The sequence below is a fragment of the Mesorhizobium sp. WSM4306 genome, from assembly GCF_007003975.1.
GTDB lineage: Bacteria > Pseudomonadota > Alphaproteobacteria > Rhizobiales > Rhizobiaceae > Mesorhizobium.
On sequence record NZ_VFTC01000033.1, the window covers coordinates 1 to 19,564 of the forward strand.

Sequence of the window (19,564 nt, forward strand, 5' to 3'; positions counted from 1 at the left end):
CATCAGCCGGGTCGGCAGCGGCGGCATGCCGGGGCCGTCCGAATAGACGGCGCCGAAACGCTCCTCCAGCACCGGCCAGTCGATCGCCTGCGCCAGCCGCACCAGCTCGTGCTTCATGTTGATGATTTGGTCGAGCCGGGAGCGGAACAGGTCCTGCTCTCCCGTCTCGCGCTTCTCGCGTGGCCTGGACATTCGCTGTCCCCTCGATTCGCCGCCGCCGAACCGAGTGAATCACGCTCCGCGCCACAAGGGAATCGCAAAACCGAATTGCAGGAAAACAGCGTCCAAATACCGCTAATCCTGCAATTCCAAAGCCGCTATCCGCCTCAATCAACAGGCCAGATCAATGGCTTGCGGATAGTTCACGGCCGACCAAATCGAAAATGCAAACTTAGGCTGTTGCGCGGTATCTCCTTCCACATCATCTCTTGCGCATACCTGCATTCCAAGGTGTTTGATCCTATGCTTCGCGAGGAGCAGGTAGGTCGCGACAGCTAGGCAATGTTCCAGCTGCCCTAGCGGAGGAGTCACGATTTTCCGGCAAGCTCCGTCGGCAGACGTTCCTTTCTGGCCTTGGCAAAGGCTCGGTCGCCTTCCAGAAACGCCGCCAGCATGAAAGGGATGAGTTCTGCCACGGTTTCAGACTGACCATAGGTCTGACGGTAAAGTGCAGCATACTCCTTGAGTGTTTGGCTCAGCTCCGCGCTGACGGTAATGGTGATCTTCGAAGCTGTTCGGTCCGGAAGTTTTCCAAGTTTCAGGTCAGCCATGATAACTCCTGCTCAACTGGCGTATGGCCGCAGCACGATGTCCTTGTGCACGATGACGCGCAGTGGCCAACCTGGGCGGACGACGATGGTGGGCTGGATATTGAGGTTTTTTTCGGTGATGCGCTGGCCGGCTCGACTGGCGTTCTGCTGGGCTGATTCCCGGATCGCCTTGACCAGATCGCTCTCGTTTTCGCCGAGGCTGAATTCTGTGCCGACACCGAGCAATGTGGCAAGCGCCACTCCCTTGATCATCTGCCAAGTGTGGAAATCGACTTCGTCTTCCAGCCCTGCGTAGCCGGCGGTGTCGCTCGCGGGCAGATTGTCGATTTCGGCCGACGAGCCGTCGGGCAGCAGAATGCGCTGCCAGACCAGCAGCGCTCGCTTTTGCCCGAACGCGACGACGCTGTCGTAGACGCCGATAAGACGTGAGCCCTGCGGAATCAGCAATATGTTGCCCGTGACCGTGTCGTGCACATTTTCGGTGACTTGCGCGACGACAAGGCCCGGCAAATCGGAATTGATGCCGGTGATCAGGCTGGCGGCAATCACGCTGCCAGCCATCAGTTGATATGGCGAGATCGGCGTCTGCAGCGCATGCGGATTGTAGATCCCGCCAGTGCTCCGCTGGCTGAGAAAATCAAGCTTTCGCTGCTGATTGTTCTGGTCGCCTTCCGCCGCCGCCACCGAGGCTGACGCGCGTCCTGCTTCGGATTGGGGAAGCGCCTCAAATGGATGCTGAGCAGTTTGCACGCTCTCTCCGACATCTGTCTTTTGAGCTCGATTTTCGACGCGGAAAAGCACCCGCGATTCACGCGCTTCGATCGCCTGCTGCGCTAGACGCTGCTCCTCGGCCGAGATGTCTTGGCCCGGCACGATGCCGAGCTGGCGCTGCCGCTCGAGGATGGGGCGGCCGAGGTCGCCCGGCAAAGGTAGCCCAAGGACGGGAGGCTTCGGCTTCATGCCGGAATAGTCATGGGGAAGCGTATCGAGCCCCTCGGCGGTTGGTTTGCGCTCAGTGTTGTAGAGATCTTCCGCCTGATCCCTGATGCGAAGGGCCGGCCCCTGGAGGGCGATCATGGTAACGCCGAAGACAGCGCCGGATCCGAGCGCTGCGATCGCGATGATCACACCGCGCCTGAACCGCACCACGCGGCGGGGAGAGGCCCGAAGCTGCAGTTCCTCGGGATCCAGTTTCGGCGGGATGCCAGAGCGGGAATTTTCGATCATGAGTCCTCACCTCGCCGGCTGCCGCGAAAGAGCGAGATCCGCCGTTGCGGTTGCCTGCCGTCAATCCTGCTGATGCGGATCACCTGCTGCCGCTTGGTGCCGAGGCGAAGTTCGGCCGCGGCGAAGAGCCGATCGACGATGTAATAGTTGCCGCGCACGCGATAGTTGACGAGCTCGCTGCTCCCATCTGCGCCGACGATGAAGAGTGGTGGCGCCTCGCCCTGATCTATGCGACGAGGGAACTCAATATAGACCTTGCTGCCGTCGTCGAAGGCTCGCGTCGGTCTCCAGGGCGGTGTGTCGCCACTGATTGAGTAGCGAAAGCGAAGGTTTTCGAGCGCGATATTCGACGCGACCGGTGTAACTGCCTCGGCTTGAGCATTGCGCTGGCGAAGCGCGATGATCTGGTCTTGGCTGTAGGTCCAGGAGATTGCCGCCATTGCGGTCTTCTCGGTGCTTTGAAGCTGCAAATGATAGGTCCGCCGGTCCGTCGTAATGACGACATTGGTGGCAAGACCCGGCGCGAAGGGTTTTACCAGAACATGGGTGCGCTGATTGTCACCGGTGCCGCTTGCGGTATCGCCAATGACCCAGCGCACGGTGTCGCCAGCCGACACGGCGGTTAGTTTCTCGCCCGGCTGCAGAGCGATGTCGGTCACGCGCTCCGGCGCGGCATAGAGTTGATAAAGCGCGCCATCGGTGAAGGGGTAGACTTGCACGGCATTAACATACCCGTACTTGGTGGGTTGCTGGGTCGCGGCTTTGTTGGCATCAGCGACGCGTTCTTCAGGGGGGCGCTTGTCCTCGGCCTTGCCGGGCTCGGGCTGCATTTGGCCAGGCAGCGGCAGTGGTTTTGGCACCTCGACAATTCTAATCGGCCTCTCCGGCGCCTTTTCGATCGCGGCCGGTTTGAAGTCGGCAGCGTCATAGGAAATCTCAGGCGGCGGCACCTTCTTCGATGCACAAGCGGAAACGACCGCTGCCGACACCGATAGGATCAGCACGGCACGAATCGGTGACATTTTACCTTTCATTGGTGGACTCCGTCGGAGAAAGGGGGGTTGGGACGGCGCTGTCGAGCTCGCGTGACCAGTCAATGGCATTGATGAAGACGCCGAGCGGATTCTTGCGCAGCTGATCCGTATTGCTTGGCGAGCGAATCACGATCGTGAGGATCGCAGTCCAGCGCATCGTGCTGGCAAGGCTTCCGCGCTCAAACACCTGCTCGGTCCATTTGACCTGGAATGAACTTTCGGAGGCTCTGACCACGCTGGTGACCTGTACCGAAACACTGCGCGTTCCGATCTGACCGAAGGGGTCGTTCGCCTTGGCGTATTCGTTGAGGAAGAGCGCTGCGCGATCGCTAGCAAAGTCGTACGCTGCCAACCAGTTCTGCCGTACCAAAACCGGATCGGTGGAAACGGAACGGACATTCTGGATGAAGCGGCCGAGATGCCAGGCGATCTGAGCATCCGAGGGCTCATAATTCCGGATCGCCGGCGCGACGGCGCGCGTCTCGCCGAAGCCATCGACCTCGACGACATAAGGCACGACACGGCTTTGCATCGACTGCCATACGAGTCCGCCGGAAAGCCCGGTCGCCAAGGCCAGGCAGCCAAGGGCCATGATCCGCCAGTTCCTGGCCTGCAGTCGAGATGAGCCGATGCGCTCGTCCCACAGCTGGGCGGCTTTTTGATACGGCGTGACCGGTTCGGGTGTTTTGCCGTAACGGTGCACGGGTCGCTTGAAGAGCATCTAGTCATCCTTGTCGTTGAGAGAGGGGGTGGCGCTGCCTCCCGGCCGGTCTCCGTCTCGGACAGCTTGCATGGCAGCGTGGCGATTTGCACGGGCGGTCTGTTCAGAACGTAGGCGCCTTGCCCACGTCGGCGCCGAAACAGTGGCCGAACCGGCAGAGCGTTCGGTCATTGGCGCTGTCGGCGTGCCGCCGGTCGCGGTCCACGCGGCATCGCGCCCGGCATCGGCGTTGCGCCCAACACTTGCAGTGGCGGATCGCGCTATGCGTATAGCGGCGCCGCCAGCTGCACTGGTTACACCATGCATTCCAGCAGCCACACCGGAGAGGCCAGCGTCGGGCGAGGTTGCGCGCCCGATCTGCCATGACGTGGAAGCAGCCGATCCCATTGTTGTGCCGGCTCGGATGGCGGCGACACCGCCGCTGGTTGCCATACGCGCGCCAGCAAATGCTGTGCCTCCAGCAACGAGTGATACACCCGCTGCCGCCGCGGTCGTGCCGAGGGCGGCGCCCGCCCCAAGCTGCGGTGCGCCTGAGACAAGACCCGACGCGATCCCCGGCCCAAAAATGCCAAGGCCAAGCAATGCCAGTGCGCCCAGTACCTGGGACATGGCACCGGCAAGATCCGGCTCCTTGCCTTGCAATGCGGAAGCGAACTCCCCGAAGAGCGTGGAGCCGATACCGACAATGACGGCGAGCACCATCACCTTGATGCCTGACGAGATAACATGGCCGAGCACGCGTTCGGCCAGGAACGCTGAACGGTTCCAAAGTGCGAATGGAACCAAAACAAAACCTGCCAGCGTGGTGAGCTTGAACTCAAGGATGGTGATGAAAAGCTGGATGGAAAGGATGAAGAAGGCGATGATGACCAGGAACCAGGCCATCAGCAGCACGAAGATGGTCAGTGCGTTGCCGAAGATTTCCGGGAAGCCCAGGAGCTGACTGGCTTGGTCAAGCATTGGCCAAGCACCTTCGAAACCGGTCGCGGCAATGCGGCCCGGGCGCAAGAGATTGTCTGCCGACAGATTGCCGGCCGACGCCTTAATCCCGAGACCGGCAAAAGAACGATAAACGATATCGGCGAGGTTCTTGAAATTGTTCAGAATGAAGGCGAAGACGCCAACATAGAGCACCTTGCGGACAAGCCGGCCGAGAACGCTGGTTTCGTCGCCGAGCGCCCACGCCAGGCCGGCAAGTGTGATGTCAATGCCGATCAGAATGGTAGTGAGGAAGGCGAGGTCGCCCGATAGCAGACCGAACCCGCTGTCGATGTAGCGGATGAAGGTCTCCATGAAGCGATCGATGACGCCAAGGTCGTTCATGCCGCTGCCTTTCTCGTCGTGATGAACTCGTGATTAATTGCCGGGATAAGCCGAGCCGGTACCCAAGAATCGCTTCGTCATCTCGCGGGCGGCTTCGTCTGACTGGGCCTTGCGGGCGGCATCCTCGGCCTCAGCTCGAAACTGCGTTGCGAGCAGCGTCTGGATCTGCATCTGCTGTTTTGTCGAAAGCGCCATCAGCTGGTTGGTGGCCTGGCTTGCCTGAAGCGCACCGGCCGCCCCTTGGCTGCGGTTGACGAGATCGGCGAGCAGATCGCCGTCGGCGCGGACGTTCTCGACGATTTGCGACTGGACACCCATGGTCTGGCGGAACGCCTGCATGGCGGTTTGCCAACGCTCCCGCGCAGCACTCGCCACATCGCTGACTTTGATCGTGGCGTCGTAGCTTTCCGGATATTGGCTGCGCCACTGGTCTTGAAGCTTGCCCAGATCAAAGCTGAGGCCACTCGCCTGGTCCATCAAGCCGTCGATGCGATGGAGCGAACCGGTGAGTTGGCCAACGGAAGAGAAATCCAGACGCTGAAGATTGCGCGCCATGTTCTGCAGCATGGTCGCCTGATTCTGCAGCGACTGGATCTGGTTGTTGATCTGCTCCAATGCGCGCGCGGCCGTCAGCACGTTCTGCGCATAATTGGACGGATCGAACACGATAAGGGCGTAGGCGGGCTGCACATAGTCGGCCATAGGCTTGGCGATCAGGGAAACGGTGATCAGGCCGGAGAGAAGGCGTCGCCGCATCATGAGAATTGCTCCTTGTCTGGTTGAGGGAATTGCTTGAGAAGTTCGCCGGCCCAATCGAGGCCGCGCGCGATCAGGAACTGCGAGGCAAAGCTGCCTTGCCCGTCTTCGGACATGATCCTGTCGATCAGAGTCTGCGTGGCCGGATCGGAAGCACCGCAAAGCGCAAGAGCGATGGGGCCAAGCTCGAGCTCGAACAGACGGTTGCCGCGGCGCGATTGCAGATAATACTGACGCTTCGGCGTGGCGCGGGCGATCAATTCGATCTGCCGCTCGCTTAAACCGAAGCGCTCGTAGGCTGTGCGCGCCTGGGGTTCCACGGCACGATCATTGGGAAGGAAAATGCGCTGCGGGCAGCTTTCGATGATTGCCGGCGCTATGCCAGAGCCCGCGATATCAGCCAGCGACTGCGTAGCGAAGACAACCGACACGTTCTTCTTTCGCAGCACCTTCAGCCATTCGCGGATGCGGGCGGCGAACAGCGGATTGTCGAGATAGACCCACGCCTCGTCGAGCATGATCAGCGTGGGCCGTCCGTCGAACCGTTCCTCAAGTCGCTGGAACAGATAGGTAAGCACCGGCAGCAAAGCGCTTTGGCTGTGCATTAACTCCTCGGTCTCGAAACACTGCACATCCGACAAGGCCAGCCCATCATGATCGGCATCGAGCAGGCGGCCGAAGGGACCGTCGAGCGTGTAGGGCATCAATGCGGTCTTCAGCGCATTGGATTGAAGCAGGACCGAAAGACCGGTCAGTGTGCGTTCCTGCGCCGGCGCGGTGGCAAGGCTGGCCAGCGCTGACCAAATAGCCTCCTTCACCTCCGGCGTGACGGTGACGTTCTCGTGGGCAACAAGGCTGGCGATCCATTCGGCCGCCCAGCTTCGGCTAGCCTGGTCGTTGATGCTGCGCAGTGGCTGAAAGGCAAGGGAACCGTCCGCTCCTAGCGCGTGGTGTTCTCCACCCATGGCAAGTGTTGCAGCACGGGCCGAATTGCCTTTGTCGAAGACATAAACCTGGGCGCCGGCGTAGCGCCTGAACTGCAGAGCAATCAGAGCAAGCAGAACCGACTTGCCGGCGCCGGTCGGACCAACAACCAGCATGTGGCCGACATCTTCGACGTGGGTGGAAAGCCGAAACGGTGTCGACCCACTGGTCTCGGCAACGAAAAGCGGTGGCGCTTCGGTTTGGGTGACTTTCGCGAGATGCTCGTTTGTCGCAGGACCGGCCCAAACCGACGACAGCGGCATGAGATGGGCAAGGTTCAATGTATGAACGAGCGGTTGGCGAACGTTAGCGTAGACATGGCCAGGCAATGAGCCGAGCCAAGCCTCGACCGCATTGACGCCTTCTCGGATCGTGGTGAAGCCGAGCCCATTGATGATGCGCTCGACCGCGCGAAGCTTCTCTGCAGCGGCTTGGCGATCCTCGCCCCACACCGTCACGGTGGTGGTGAGATAGCCGAAACTCACATGATCACCGCCCAATGCCTGAAGGGCTTCGTCGGCATCGAGCGCCTTGTTGTCGGCATCGCTATCGACAAGCGGGACCGGCTCGTTGGTAATGACCTCGCGTAGGATTGCCACGATCGATTTGCGCTTGGCAAACCACTGCCGGCGCAATCGCGTCAGCGTCTTCGTGGCTTCCGTTTTCTCGAGCGGAATGAAGCGCGTCATCCAGCGATAGGCGAAATCCTGATGATTGAGGGTATCGAGGATTCCGGGCCGGGTGAGGTTCGGAAAGCCGAGGATGGTCAGTGTGCGAAGATGCTGCTCACCCAGCATCGGCTCCAGGCCACCGGTAAGCGGCGCATCGACCAGGATTGCATCCAGATATATCGGCGTTTCCGGGGCCATGATAGGATGGCGACGAGGCGAAATCGTGCCGTGGAGGTAGGTCAACGTCTGAGCATCATCGAGGACGCGTACTTCGGACATGAAACCCGAGAAGAGATCGAGCACGCGGTTGGTCTCGTCACGGAACCTCGCCAGATCCTGGCGCCAGTCTCTTTCTCCTCGGGAATAATGAGAGTCGACGAGCGTGCTTTCTGCGCGCGCCTGGGCGTCCGGCGGTGGCATAAACACCAAGGTCAGATGATAGCGGCTCTCGTAGTGCGCTACCTTCCCCTCGAAAGCAGCGCGGCGTTCTTCGTCGACCAGCCACGACGCGGCGTCAGGAAAATGCGAGTTCGGATAGCCCAGCGCTTCTGTGCGCTCGGCCTCAAAGAACAATGCCCAGCCAGAGCCAAGGCGTCTGAGAGCATTGTTCGCCCGGGCGCAAATGCCGACGAGTTCAGCCTCCGTCGCACTTTCGAGATCCGGGCCGCGGAACCGCAACGTCCGCTGAAAGCTGCCGTCCTTGTTGAGCACGATGCCGGGCGCCACCAAGGCAGCCCAGGGTAGATGGTCGGCAAGCCGGTCGGCTTTGCTTCGATATTCCGAAAGGTTCAGCATGCAAGCCACCCCTTCAGACGTAGGTGGCGCACAAGCACGCTGGCGAAGTCCGGATCGCGTCTTGCGGCAAACACCGCTAACGAGTGGCCTGCGATCCAAAGCACCAGACCAGCAATCCATTGCTGCAAGCCGAAGCCAATGGCCGCGGCCACTGTACCGTTGAGGATCGCCACCGCGCGCGGAGCCCCGCCGAGCAGGATCGGCTCGGTCAGCGCCCGGTGGACCGGTACTGCGAAGCCCTCGATATGCTGCTCCCCGGCGGCCATCAGACGAGCGCCCCACCACCGAAGGAGAAGAAGGAGAGGAAGAAGCTCGATGCCGCGAAGGCGATCGACAGACCGAAGACGATCTGAATCAGGCGCCGAAAACCACCGGCGGTGTCGCCGAAGGCAAGCGTCAGGCCGGTGGTGATAATGATGATCACCGCAACGATCTTGGCGACCGGTCCCTGCACGGACTCCAGGATCTGCTGCAGCGGCTGCTCCCACGGCATGCCGGAGCCGGCGGCATAAACCGGGGCCGTGATAAGAAACGCGAGCGCTGTGGACGAAAGAAAGCGAAGCTTCTTGCGCATGAGGAAGGCCTTTCAAAGCTGCTGGAGTTGCGAAAGCGTGAGCGGGGCAACGGCGTAATCGCCGCTGCCGTCGAGACCGGTGACCTCGGCGATTGCGTCGATGTGGCGCGACGAGCCGCGTCCCGCTATGAAGACGATCAGATCTATCGCCTCAGCGATGAGCCGGCGGGGAACGGTGACCACCGCTTCCTGGGCGAGTTGCTCAATGCGATAGAGAGCCGAGCGCGCGGAATTGGCGTGTACGGTAGCGATGCCGCCTGGGTGCCCGGTGTTCCATGCCTTCAGCATGTCGAGCGCTTCCGCGCCCCTCACCTCGCCCACGATGATGCGGTCCGGCCTGAGCCTCAGCGTCGAGCGCACGAGATCGGCAAGGGTGACCGAGCCCCGCCTTGTTCTCAGGGCAACGCAGTCCCTGGCCGCGCACTGCAGTTCGCGTGTGTCCTCGATCAGGATCACCCGATCGTCGCATTCGGCGACTTCAGCCAGCAGAGCGTTGGCGAGTGTTGTCTTCCCCGAGGAAGTGCCGCCGGCGATCAGCATGTTGCGCCGCTCGCGGACGGCCTTTTTCAGCGCATCGGCCTGCAGCGGCAGCATGATGCGTTCGGCAACATAGTCGGCCAGGGTGTAGACTTTCGCGGCGGGCTTGCGGATGGCAAAACATGGCGCCAACACCACAGGTGGCAGCAGGCCTTCGAAGCGTTCGCCAGACGGCAATTCGGCACTGACGATCGGGTTGTCGGCGTGCGCCTCGGCGCGCACGTGCGAAGCAACCAGGCGGATGATACGTTCTGCCTCGGACGGGTGCATGTGAACGTCGGTATCGACCCGACCTTCGCCTAACCGGTCGAGTCGCAGCGCGCCGTCGGGATTGACCATCACCTCGATGACGGACGGATCGGCCAGGGCTTCGGTGATTGCCGGACCCATGGCGGTGCGCAGCATGACACGCCGCCGGTGGTCGGCCTCGGGATGAGAGCTCATCCTTCCCCTCCCCCACCATTGTCTTTGCTAAGCGACTTTTTGCCGGAAGCGATCTGGCGGCCGACCTTCTCAACGAATTTCTCGAAACGCTCTTGGGCAATAGCCTGCGTTGCCCGATCCGGGACCGGCGTGTGGGCGTGAAGGGTGATCGAAAAGCGGATGAAGAGCGCCAGGCTCTCCAGGATCACCTCGGAATCGCGCCTGACGTGGGCAAGATCGCGGGAGAGCCGGTCAAGCCTTACGCCGTAGCGCCGATCGAACTCGCTCTCGCCACGCCGCTCGATGAACGCCTCGATCGCCTTCCCCACGATCGCTGATTTGGTCGTTGACGGATCGCGACTGAGGTTGTCCAGTTTCTCGCTGAGCTCCGGCTCAAGCAGAAACTGATGGCGAATGCGGTGCGGCTTCATGCGGATCGTTCCGACGGCCCGGCGTTGCGCCGGCGACGGGAGAAGCATCGGCCAGACGCTCAAAATTGCTTATGGCCGTTATCTACGCTGAGGTGCGCTCTGCAACTCAGCGGACTTCAGAAGCCGGGAATGACATCGTCGCCCCTGCCCTCGTTGATACCGTAGACGCGGGCCGCAGTGGAAATCCGATCCATGACACGCTTGTCCGCGAGCGCTTCGCTGTCATCGTCTGCGGGCTTGTACAGATCGGCCTGATCGGGCTCTTGAGAGACAACAACGTCTTCTTCGGGCAGGCTTGGATGGCGTTGCTGCTGAACGCCTCCCTCGTCTTCAACTGGCGCGTCGGCGCTTTCCTCGTCCGCAGCAAGTCGGCTATCGACGCTGCACACTTGTCCAGTCCAGCCGTCCGGGCGTGATGCAGGGCAGTCCGCATAGGGTCCGTCGTGCAGCACCGGCGCAGGCAGCACCCGATCTGTGAAATTCTGATCCTGATAATAGCGCAGCTTCTTGGCGCGGATCGGCGGCAACCCAGAAACCAGGACCAATTCGTCTGACGGCGGCAATTGCATCACCTCGCCTGGCGTCAGGAGCGGGCGCGCGGTTTCCTGGCGGCTCACCATGACATGTGAAAGCCAGGGCGCAAGCCGATGGCCCGCATAGTTGCGCATCGACCTAAGTTCGGTTGCGGTGCCGAGGGCATCCGAGATGCGCTTGGCCGTGCGTTCGTCATTGGAGGAAAAGGCAATTCGCACGTGGCAATTGTCGAGAATAGCATTGTTCTCGCCATAGGCCTTTGAAACCTGGTTCAAAGATTGTGCGATCAGATAGGAGCGAATGCCATAACCTGCCATGAAGGCGAGCGCCGTTTCGAAGAAGTCGAGGCGACCGAGCGCCGGAAACTCGTCCAGCATCATGAGCAGCTGATGCTTACGGCTCTTCTTCGGGTCCCCCTCCAGACGCTCCGTCAACCGCCTGCCGATCTGGTTCAAGATCAGTCGCACAAAAGGCTTGGTGCGCGAGATATCCGAAGGCGGCACGACCAGATAGAGCGACAGCGGTCGCTCTCCATCCACTAGGTCAGCGATGCGCCAGTCGCAGGACGAAGTGGCCGCCGCGACCGTTGGATCACGATAAAGCCCGAGAAAGGACATGGCGGTCGAGAGGACGCCTGAGCGCTCGTTTTCCGACTTGTTCAGGAGTTCGCGAGCCGCCGAGGCCACTACGGGATGGACCTGAGGGTTATGCCCCGTCCCGAGATGGTTTGTCGTCATCATCCGCCGTAGCGTTGCGGCAAACGAGCGTTGCGGGTCCGACAGGAAGGTGGCGACGCGGGCCAGCGTCTTGTCCTCTTCAGCGTAGAGCACGTGCAAAATGGCGCCAACTAGGAGTGAATGGCTGGTCTTCTCCCAGTGGTTCCGTCGCTCCAGCGCGCCCTCGGGATCGACGAGGATGTCGGCGATGTTTTGAACGTCCCGGATCTCATCTGGGCCTTTGCGCACCTCCAGCAGCGGGTTGTAGCGTGCCGATCTCGGGTCGGTCGGATTGAACAGAAGGCAGTACGAGAATTTCGACCGCCAGCCGGAGGTCAACTGCCAATTTTCGCCTTTTATATCATGAATGATGGCAGACCCGGTCCAGGAAAGTAGCGTTGGAACAACCAGCCCCACGCCCTTGCCCGAACGCGTCGGCGCAAATGCCATGACGTGCTCCGGGCCGTCATGGCGCAGATAGCGATCGTTCAGCCTACCGAGGAAAACGCCCGCCGGCCGTAACAACCCTGCCGTCTCGACCTCATGAGTCGTGGCCCACCGTGAAGACCCATAGGTCGTAACCGACCCGCGCTGTCGCGCGCGCAAAAGCGAGCCAGCGATTGCGGCGGCACAACCCAGGAATCCGCTGGCGCCTGCAAGCGTACCGGCTTTGTCGAAGACCTCCGGCGCATAAGCATCGAAGTGGAACCACCATTCAAACAGCTTCCACGGCTTGTAGATTGGCCAGCCGGCGAAGAGAAACCATGGTGCGCCGAGAGGCGTCTGGTAGGTCAGCATTTGAGCGCACCATTGGGTTGCCGTCCATACGCCGATAATGACAATTGCGCACACAACGGCGATCTGCCCGATCAGTAGCTTCGTAGGTGTCATCGGCTTGGCCCGCTGAACAACGCGACCTAGCATCGCGCGGCGCAGCCGGGACAGGAATGTTCCTCACATACGATTTGGGAGCAATGAACGACTTCCTACGTATGCAGGTCGGTCAGCACGCGTGTTGCGCCTTCACGCGACACCATCCGCCACTCCATCCTTTCCATTCACCCTGAGGCCCGGCGCCGCCGACAGTTGCGTGACCGCTCCTCCGCAAAGTTATCTTCTGCGTTCAGGGAGCCACGGCGCCTGGGCTGGCTGATGAACACCGTCCGCTCGCGCATGTGGGGTCGAATTGATTTGTGCCCAAGTGGAGGCAGGCTCGTCTTCCAACAGTTGCCGCAGTTCCCCTGGCTCGAACGCCATCATCGGTGGGGAAGCGGGTTCATCCTCCAACAGTTGCCGCAGTTCCCCTGGCTCGAACGCCATCATTGGTGGGGAGGCAGGCTCGTCTTCCAACAGTTGCCGCAGTTCCCCTGGCTCGAATGCCATCATCGGTGGGGAGGCGGGTTCATCCTCCAGCAGCTGCCGCGGCTCTTCCTCGTGCGGCAAGCGCCTCCTTAGCCGGTCTTGCAGCGCCTGCCGATCGGCAACGAGGTTGTCGAGGGGCAGCGGCTCGTGGTCTGGCCGCTGCCCTTTCACCAATCGTTCAACCAGCGCCCACGTGCCCTCCAGGACAAATACGCCGCAATCATAATGGTTCGTCTGTCTGGCCATGGGGGCTGGCGCCAAGGTGGCATTCAGCAGTCCTGCGAGCTGTTTTGCAGGCACGTCGTTATATCCCTCTCGCTGGAGGGAGTCGTAGTGATAGGCGAACCGCCTTTCCGGGTCGCGGCGATCAACGAGCAGCAGCGACCAATGGGTGCCGGGGCTAGTAGCCGTGCCATTATTCACTGGCAAGAACAGGAAGTCGGCTGTGGCGTTGTTTTGATTATAGATGGACTGCAATATGCCTCGAGCGTCTTGCGGCGACGTGTGTCGCAGTAGATGGGATACGGAAGGATCCACCAGCCGAGTCCGGGCAGCGAGCGCCGGATTGATCCCCTGCAGTTGCCCCTCCAGCAAATTGTAATCTCTCTGGATATGGGCGTCGCTCAGCCATTCGGCGGCGCCGAGCACCCGCCCCGTTGCAACGTTGGACGGGGCTGTCGGATCGAGCGCCCCGATCTGAGCCCCAGAGGAACTGGTAGTCAGTGTGGTCACATCAACCAGTGGAAGGCCGCGGTAGGTGCCTGGCAGCCTAGCGGTTGCTGGCGAGGCGGGTTGGGGAGCTCTTGCCGGTGCCGCTGGCCCAGCTTCAGCAGCGGCCCCAACGCGCCTGGTGACTGCGTCTGCCGGATGAGCAGAAAGGACAGTTTCGCGCCCGAGCACAATGCGCGGCAGGATATCCCGGAGGTGAGCCAATGCAGAACTGATACTTAGCCTATTACCATAGGAGACAGCCTTGAAGCTCTCAACATCTTTATCCAGCGATTTGTCGTGAATCCGAGCCGCAATCCCAAGCTTGTTATTTTGACGCAGGTACTGACTAAAATGTCTAAGAAAATTTGTATAGCCGCCCACGGTATCTGGATTCCGTCCGGTCGCAGGCGCTGCCAGGTACTCCTTGGTCGAAGCGGCTCTGTAATTTCTAATGAGCTCGGCATCGTCAGGATAGGGGATCACGACAGGGCGAGCCATAATCGGGGCTCCGCCTGTCGACTTCTTGAGGTAACGCAGTGCGCCAGCCACGGTGGAGGAACCACCCGTACTCTCGTACTCCTTGAGATCCTGATCCAGCGACGAATGGTAAAGCCGAGCAGCAAACCCTGGCTTGTTGTTTTGAAGGAGCCACCGACTAAAGCCGAAAAGAGAATTTACATTGTAAGTGACCGTGTTCGCTTTGGCCTTACCCGCGTGGAATGCTGCCCTCAGCCCTTCGATAGCGGTCGCATCGTTGGAATAGACAGGACGCTTGTCGGCACCGTCGGGGACTACAATTGGACGATCCGGCTGCACTGTCGAGGGCATCGACCCACCACCTCCGGGATGCGGTGCTGGGGTGGATTCGTGCTCATCCCTCTGCCTGACGAGCTGCGCCTCACATTCCGGTGTAGCCACCTCATGAGGATCCTGCATCGGTTCGATCCCCTCCATCTCCTGCTGCAACCAAGCCAAAGCTTGGCGAGCGGCCTGCGCGGCTTCATCAACCGCGGAGGATGTCTCCACACCTCTGGCGGACGCCGGCAGAGCCTGCTCCGCCCGCCGTCGAAAGAGCTCTGGCGAGGCGGATTTCTCCGCCCACAATCTGGGCTGCGTAGCGAGTCCCCGTCCAGATTTATGTGGCACCGCCTCGCTTGGCAGCGGGCTGCTCCTGTCCCGTGCAGCTACCAGCTCCTCCGGGGCGCCCTGGTCGCCGTGGCGCCAGTTCAAGTGAGGGACGGCCTCTCCAAAGTCGGGCGCTTGGTGTTGGTGCGCGGTTGGGGCGAGAGACAATGGTAGATCGGTGCCCTCCTTATAACCTACCGGCAGGAGCTCCTCTGGCCAATCGAATCCCTGCTGTGGTGCGGTATGCTGAGCAGCGTCGCCACGGGGACGAGCCTCCATGCTGACCGCGTTTTCCAGATGATTCCCGAGTATAACGCGCGGCGGGTTCTTGCGGAGATAAACCAGCGCAGATTCGATCGGAGCTCCACCATTAGAGGAGGCGGCCTTGTAGCTCTCAACATCTTTATCCAGCGATTTATCGTAAATGCGACCCGCAATTCCGAGCTTGTCATTTTGACGTAGGTAATGACTGAAATGGTTAAGAGCAGTTGCGTAGCCGCTCGCGGATCTGAAATGTCTGGTGAGCGCGGCGTCGTCAGGATGGGGGTTCAGGACAGCGCGACCCACAATCGGGCCGGCTCCGCCCATCGACTTCATCAATTGACGCAGTGCGCCAGCCACGGTGGAGGAACCACCCCTACTCTCGTACTCCTCGAGATCCTGGCTCAGCGACGGATGGTAAAGCCGAGCAGCAAGCCCTGGCTTGTTGTTTTGAAAGAGCCAACGACTAAAGCCGAAAAGAGAATTTGTGCTGCGAGTGACCGTGTCCGGCCTGGCTTTACCCGCAAGGAGTGCTGACTTCAGCCCTTCGATGGCGGTGGCATCGTTGGAATAAACAGGACGCTTGTCGGCACCGTCGGGGACCACAATTGGACGATCCGGCTGCACTGTCGAGGGCATCGACCCGTCGAGATGCGGTGCTGGGGTGTATTCGTGCTCGTCCCCCTGCATCACAAGTTGCGCCTCCCGTTCCGATGTACCCACCTGATCGGTGGGGAGTTGCATCATCACGCGAGCGCCTGAGTTGCCAACCTCACCTGGTTGCCGCTCAGTGACAGCATGCTGCAGATTGCTTTGGATCCTCTGCCTCTTCGTTGGTCTCAACTCACCTTTACCATGCGAGCCATTGACGAGGACCTCCTCGCCTAGCGCACCCATCAACTCGTCCGCCGCCTGCAGTTCGCCCAAGTGCTGCTCAAAACCGGCTTGGCCGGCCTGTCCGCTTGCTCGTGCGGTACGGCGTGCTGCACCTGCAGCCAAGCTGCCACGATGAATGTCTAGTTTGTACGGGTGCACGCTATCCTCACTTCCACAGATCACATGAGCAACCTACTCAGGCAAGCTTTCGAGAGGCTGACGAGGTCCGCCGCCGCGGAAGGCGAAGGCTGGTTTTCTGCTCAGCGGTTGACGGCCTCGCGTGTTGCGGCCGCGCCGGGTATCACGCCAATCAATCTGAATAGTCGATGCGTCAAACGAACCAGGATGGGATTTTCGTAGCGGGGCTGCTCTACTCACTCTTGTCCTGAGGGCAGAATTCAACCATATCGCCGAGCAACTGGATGCCGATTGGATACCCGATCCGGAAAGCTTCAGCTCATATGTGACGCGAGGATGAGAATCGTGGCAGCTCCAGACCGACGGGCTGCCACCCACAGCGGCGATGACCGACGAGGGTCTTCTATTGCCAAGGCAATCGTCCGTTCGGGGACCTATGTGTTCCAATGCTCGTCGAGCGGATCGGTGGGCCGCACCGCCGTAGCGTTACGGCGAGCGGAAGCGGCGTTGGGTGCGGCTTTTCCCCTGAACGCTTCACACCAGGCTGATAGGGGATCTTGCAATCGCACACACGCGGTCTGCAGGCGTGCCTATCAAGCAGTTTGCTCAGACCAACGTCGCGGCGAGCCGATCCTCAATACGCAGCGCAAGTCCTAGACTCCACGATCGTCCTTCGGTGCAGATTTGCTCGCGCCTCGCCCTGATTACAGCTGATAAGGCGAGCTAACAATTGCAAGAGCCACAAGCTATTCCAGCTCGATCGGTTTGGTGTTCCAGTCGGGCGGGGTCTGACCGAGAATGTTGCGAACGAAGAAGTCTAGGAGTTTGCGCTCGGTGTAGGTGCCTAGAGTATGGTGATTGGCACCAGGAACGTAGACCATGTCAAAATCTTTTCCTGCCTTGATGAGTCGATCGGCAAGCTGGAACGAGCAAAACGGATCGACATTATCATCCATTTCGCCGACCGCGATCATCAGCTTGCCCTGCAGCCTGTGAGCATTGTCAACGGCGGAGGATTGCGAATATTCAATGCCGACCGGCCACCCCATCCAAAGTTCGTTCCACCAGGTCTTGTCTATCCTGTTGTCGAAGCAGCCGTTTTTGGCGACGGCGACCTTGTAGAAATCGGGGTGAAAGAGCAGCGCGCTGACTGCACTCTGGCCGCCGGCGGATGCGCCAAAAATGCCGACGTTGGATATGTCGTACCATGGATATTGCGCGGCCGCCGCCTTGTGCCACAGAATGCGATCGGGAAATCCTGCGTCCTTCAGATTCTTCCAAGCAACATCATGGAAGGCGCGGGAGCGGTTGTTGGTGCCCATGCCGTCGATCTGAGCAACGACGAAGCCCAGCTGCGTGAGCGGCTCTGTCCACCGCGAGAAGGATTTTGGGACGAAGGAGCCGTGGGGTCCAGCATAGATATTCTCCACAACCGGGTATTTCTTCGTCGGGTCGAAGTTGGCTGGCAGGTGGAGCACGCCCCAGATGTCAGTTTTGCCGTCGCGCCCCTTGGAATGGAAACTGAGCGGCGGCTGCCAGCCTGCGGCGACGAGCTCAGAAATGTCGGCCGTCTCGATCTGCTGGAGCTTGGCATTGTCGCTGGCGCGGTAGAGTGCCATGCGCGGGGGCAGATCGATGCGTGACCAGAGATCGACATAATAGCGCCTGTCAGGCGAGAACTCGATATGGTGGTTGGCCGGTTCGGGCGTCAGTGCAGTCAGTCCCTTGCCGTCAAAGCCGATGCGGTAAGCATGGACCCAATAGGGGTCCTCCTGCGAGTTCATCCCGCTCGCCTCGAACCAGATCTGACGCTTGACCGGATCGACATGGTTGACCCTCCGGACGACCCACTCACCTCGCGTGATCTGGTTTTCGAGCGCGCCTGTCCGGCCGTTGAAAAGATACAAATGCTCATACCCGTCGCGCTCTGATGCCCAGATGATCTCCTTCCCGTCATCGACATCGTAACGGAAGATTTTTCCGGCATCCTCCTGGCCATGCCCCAGCGGCAAATAATCAACGAATGTCTCGCTGGTCTCATCGATCAGGGAGCGCCCGCGGCCCGAGGCGGCGTCTACCTCGACCAGGCGATAAAGCTGATGCCCGCGCTGGTTATATTCGAAAGTGAAGCCGCGGCTGTCCGCCCACCACCGGAGAGGGGAAAGTTCGAAGACGTTCGAGAAGAGGGCACCGTCAATCACGATCTGGCGCCGGCCGGCAATGTCGAACAGGACTGGCTGGGGCAGCGGAAGGACATCGCCCGGCCTGGGATAGAATTTTGTTGAATATTCCCGCTCCAACTGGTCCGTCGAAGAATTGAGGTAGCGGACCTCTCGCCTATAGCCGGGGCGAACAAGGTAAGCGGCGAGGTGGCGCGAGTCCGGCGACCAGCTCAGCGTCGAAAAGACGTAGCAATTGCCTTCGGCTCCGTCCCGGCTCAGAGGAACATCCTGCAATCCGTCCTCGCTGCGCAGGAAAACGTTGCAGTTCTTGATATAGGCGATCCATTTGCCGTCGGGCGACGCGTTGCTCTTGTCGGGGTTGTTCTCCGCTGGCGGCGTGTAGCGGTGGCTGAGCTCCCTACGGTCCCCTTTCCTTGCATCGAATGTGGTGCTGGTACAGTCATAGCTTGCAAGGTCGCAGCTCCACCGGGTGTCTTCAATCTGGAAGTCGAGCCTGCGACCATCCTCACTCAGTTCGAAACGGTCGAACGGAAGATTGCCGGCTTGATAGCTCTCATGGCTCACCTTGTTTAGCGCTGCCGCCAGACGCGCCTGATCGAAAGCGGGCCGCTTGAAACCCGTGGCAGCATCGACCTGCATGAACTGCTGCTCGCCGTGGCTAGTCCGGCGGTAGACGAAGGCTTCACCCCCGGTCAGCCAGAAAGGCATTTTGGGGACATTGACAGTGAGCCCGCCATATCGATCGTTGATCGTAAGTGCGCGCTTGAAATCGGCCGGCGCTAGCGTCGGGTGTAAACTTTTCGAACCCTTGGCCAGCGTCTGAGTTGCCGATCGCCATGCGGCGCGCGTCAAAGCGCCGATCCTGGACATACCTGTTCACTTCTTTCGGTTTTCGGAATGCTAATTTTGAAGTTGGGTTCTCGTCGCCGGTCTGCAGCAGCGCCGAAGCGTCGCCTTGGAGGAGAGCCAGCACGCGGGTGCAGCCAGGCACGCGCAACAGGGGCGCTCCTTGGACATCCAGGCACTGGTTCGGGTGCCGATTGAAGAGTTGGCGTCCGCCGCCGAAACAACCAGGAAAGAGCGTCCATGCAGCCCTGACGCGACTATTTCCCCGCGAGTATGGCCGCTTGCTTTTCTGCATCATCTGAAAGGTCCTGCTCTAGTCGGGCCGGATGTCACCCCGGCAGAAATCATTGTGCTATTTCGACAATCTCCGAGCGATTGCCGCCGGCCCATGACGAGGTTTACCGATAGGGCGCAATATGCGTGCCAAAGGAAAAGCGGTTTAAATACACGGCAATCCGCCTATGTCGCATCCCCAACATCGTCGCACACCGGACAATGCCGGACGAAATTGTCCCGGGGCGTCAAATTGGTTTGATGGTGACCCAAGGAGTTCTGGCTTTATCTGA

Annotated in this window: 14 protein-coding genes and 1 pseudogene; all 15 read right to left on the bottom strand. The window is 60.4% G+C overall.

Annotation, left to right across the window (positions count from 1 at the left end):
• Positions 1 to 192, bottom strand: a pseudogene (locus tag FJV77_RS27665) (IS5/IS1182 family transposase); the annotation flags it as partial.
• 335 nt (positions 193 to 527) lie between these two features.
• The gene (locus tag FJV77_RS27670) at positions 528 to 770 is read right to left on the bottom strand and encodes a DUF2274 domain-containing protein (RefSeq protein WP_024502859.1); all 243 of its coding nucleotides are present in this window, start codon (positions 768 to 770) and stop codon (positions 528 to 530) included.
• 12 nt (positions 771 to 782) lie between these two features.
• Entirely contained in the window at positions 783 to 1,997 is a 1,215-nt protein-coding gene (locus tag FJV77_RS27675; protein WP_063169228.1) for a TrbI/VirB10 family protein, read from the bottom strand.
• Positions 1,994 to 3,019: a P-type conjugative transfer protein TrbG gene (trbG, locus tag FJV77_RS27680; RefSeq protein WP_164548809.1), complete on the bottom strand. Its 1,026-nt coding sequence runs from the start codon at positions 3,017 to 3,019 to the stop codon at positions 1,994 to 1,996. The genes FJV77_RS27675 and trbG overlap by 4 nt, the downstream gene beginning before the upstream one ends.
• Before the next feature lies 1 nt (position 3,020).
• Positions 3,021 to 3,752, bottom strand: coding sequence for a conjugal transfer protein TrbF (gene trbF, locus FJV77_RS27685; protein WP_063169230.1), 732 nt, complete (start codon positions 3,750 to 3,752; stop codon positions 3,021 to 3,023).
• Positions 3,753 to 5,075, bottom strand: a complete 1,323-nt coding sequence (gene trbL, locus FJV77_RS27690) for a P-type conjugative transfer protein TrbL (protein ID WP_063169231.1) — start codon at positions 5,073 to 5,075, stop codon at positions 3,753 to 3,755. It abuts the gene before it with no gap.
• 33 nt (positions 5,076 to 5,108) lie between these two features.
• On the bottom strand, positions 5,109 to 5,834 hold the full coding sequence (gene trbJ, locus FJV77_RS27695) for a P-type conjugative transfer protein TrbJ (RefSeq protein ID WP_024502854.1): 726 nt from the start codon (positions 5,832 to 5,834) through the stop codon (positions 5,109 to 5,111).
• Positions 5,831 to 8,281, bottom strand: a complete 2,451-nt coding sequence (gene trbE, locus FJV77_RS27700; protein ID WP_063169232.1) for a conjugal transfer protein TrbE — start codon at positions 8,279 to 8,281, stop codon at positions 5,831 to 5,833. The genes trbJ and trbE overlap by 4 nt, the downstream gene beginning before the upstream one ends.
• The gene (locus FJV77_RS27705) at positions 8,275 to 8,547 is read right to left on the bottom strand and encodes a VirB3 family type IV secretion system protein (RefSeq protein WP_024502852.1); all 273 of its coding nucleotides are present in this window, start codon (positions 8,545 to 8,547) and stop codon (positions 8,275 to 8,277) included. Before FJV77_RS27705 ends, trbE begins: the two co-directional genes overlap by 7 nt.
• Entirely contained in the window at positions 8,547 to 8,855 is a 309-nt protein-coding gene (locus tag FJV77_RS27710; protein ID WP_024502851.1) for a TrbC/VirB2 family protein, read from the bottom strand. The genes FJV77_RS27705 and FJV77_RS27710 overlap by 1 nt, the downstream gene beginning before the upstream one ends.
• 12 nt (positions 8,856 to 8,867) lie before the next feature.
• The gene (gene trbB, locus FJV77_RS27715; RefSeq protein WP_024502850.1) at positions 8,868 to 9,836 is read right to left on the bottom strand and encodes a P-type conjugative transfer ATPase TrbB; all 969 of its coding nucleotides are present in this window, start codon (positions 9,834 to 9,836) and stop codon (positions 8,868 to 8,870) included.
• The gene (locus FJV77_RS27720) at positions 9,833 to 10,246 is read right to left on the bottom strand and encodes a CopG family transcriptional regulator (RefSeq protein WP_063170364.1); all 414 of its coding nucleotides are present in this window, start codon (positions 10,244 to 10,246) and stop codon (positions 9,833 to 9,835) included. Before FJV77_RS27720 ends, trbB begins: the two co-directional genes overlap by 4 nt.
• Positions 10,247 to 10,362: 116 nt before the next feature.
• The gene (locus tag FJV77_RS27725; protein ID WP_063169233.1) at positions 10,363 to 12,387 is read right to left on the bottom strand and encodes a conjugal transfer protein TraG; all 2,025 of its coding nucleotides are present in this window, start codon (positions 12,385 to 12,387) and stop codon (positions 10,363 to 10,365) included.
• A 219-nt stretch (positions 12,388 to 12,606) separates the two neighbouring features.
• The gene (locus FJV77_RS27730) at positions 12,607 to 15,882 is read right to left on the bottom strand and encodes a Ulp1 family isopeptidase (RefSeq protein ID WP_245472171.1); all 3,276 of its coding nucleotides are present in this window, start codon (positions 15,880 to 15,882) and stop codon (positions 12,607 to 12,609) included.
• A gap of 833 nt (positions 15,883 to 16,715) precedes the next feature.
• A complete protein-coding gene (locus FJV77_RS27735) occupies positions 16,716 to 19,022 on the bottom strand; it encodes a S9 family peptidase (RefSeq protein ID WP_063169235.1) in 2,307 nt (768 codons plus the stop codon).
• Positions 19,023 to 19,564: the final 542 nt, after the last annotated feature.

Coding starts and splice junctions, on each gene's coding strand:
- FJV77_RS27670 (WP_024502859.1), bottom strand. CDS start 770: ATGGCTGACCTGAAACTTGGAAAACTTCCGGACCGAACAGCTTCGAAG.
- trbF (WP_063169230.1), bottom strand. CDS start 3,752: ATGCTCTTCAAGCGACCCGTGCACCGTTACGGCAAAACACCCGAACCG.
- FJV77_RS27720 (WP_063170364.1), bottom strand. CDS start 10,246: ATGAAGCCGCACCGCATTCGCCATCAGTTTCTGCTTGAGCCGGAGCTC.
- trbL (WP_063169231.1), bottom strand. CDS start 5,075: ATGAACGACCTTGGCGTCATCGATCGCTTCATGGAGACCTTCATCCGC.
- FJV77_RS27675 (WP_063169228.1), bottom strand. CDS start 1,997: ATGATCGAAAATTCCCGCTCTGGCATCCCGCCGAAACTGGATCCCGAG.
- trbB (WP_024502850.1), bottom strand. CDS start 9,836: ATGAGCTCTCATCCCGAGGCCGACCACCGGCGGCGTGTCATGCTGCGC.
- trbE (WP_063169232.1), bottom strand. CDS start 8,281: ATGCTGAACCTTTCGGAATATCGAAGCAAAGCCGACCGGCTTGCCGAC.
- FJV77_RS27725 (WP_063169233.1), bottom strand. CDS start 12,387: ATGACACCTACGAAGCTACTGATCGGGCAGATCGCCGTTGTGTGCGCA.
- FJV77_RS27710 (WP_024502851.1), bottom strand. CDS start 8,855: ATGCGCAAGAAGCTTCGCTTTCTTTCGTCCACAGCGCTCGCGTTTCTT.
- FJV77_RS27705 (WP_024502852.1), bottom strand. CDS start 8,547: ATGGCCGCCGGGGAGCAGCATATCGAGGGCTTCGCAGTACCGGTCCAC.
- trbJ (WP_024502854.1), bottom strand. CDS start 5,834: ATGATGCGGCGACGCCTTCTCTCCGGCCTGATCACCGTTTCCCTGATC.
- FJV77_RS27735 (WP_063169235.1), bottom strand. CDS start 19,022: ATGTCCAGGATCGGCGCTTTGACGCGCGCCGCATGGCGATCGGCAACT.
- trbG (WP_164548809.1), bottom strand. CDS start 3,019: ATGTCACCGATTCGTGCCGTGCTGATCCTATCGGTGTCGGCAGCGGTC.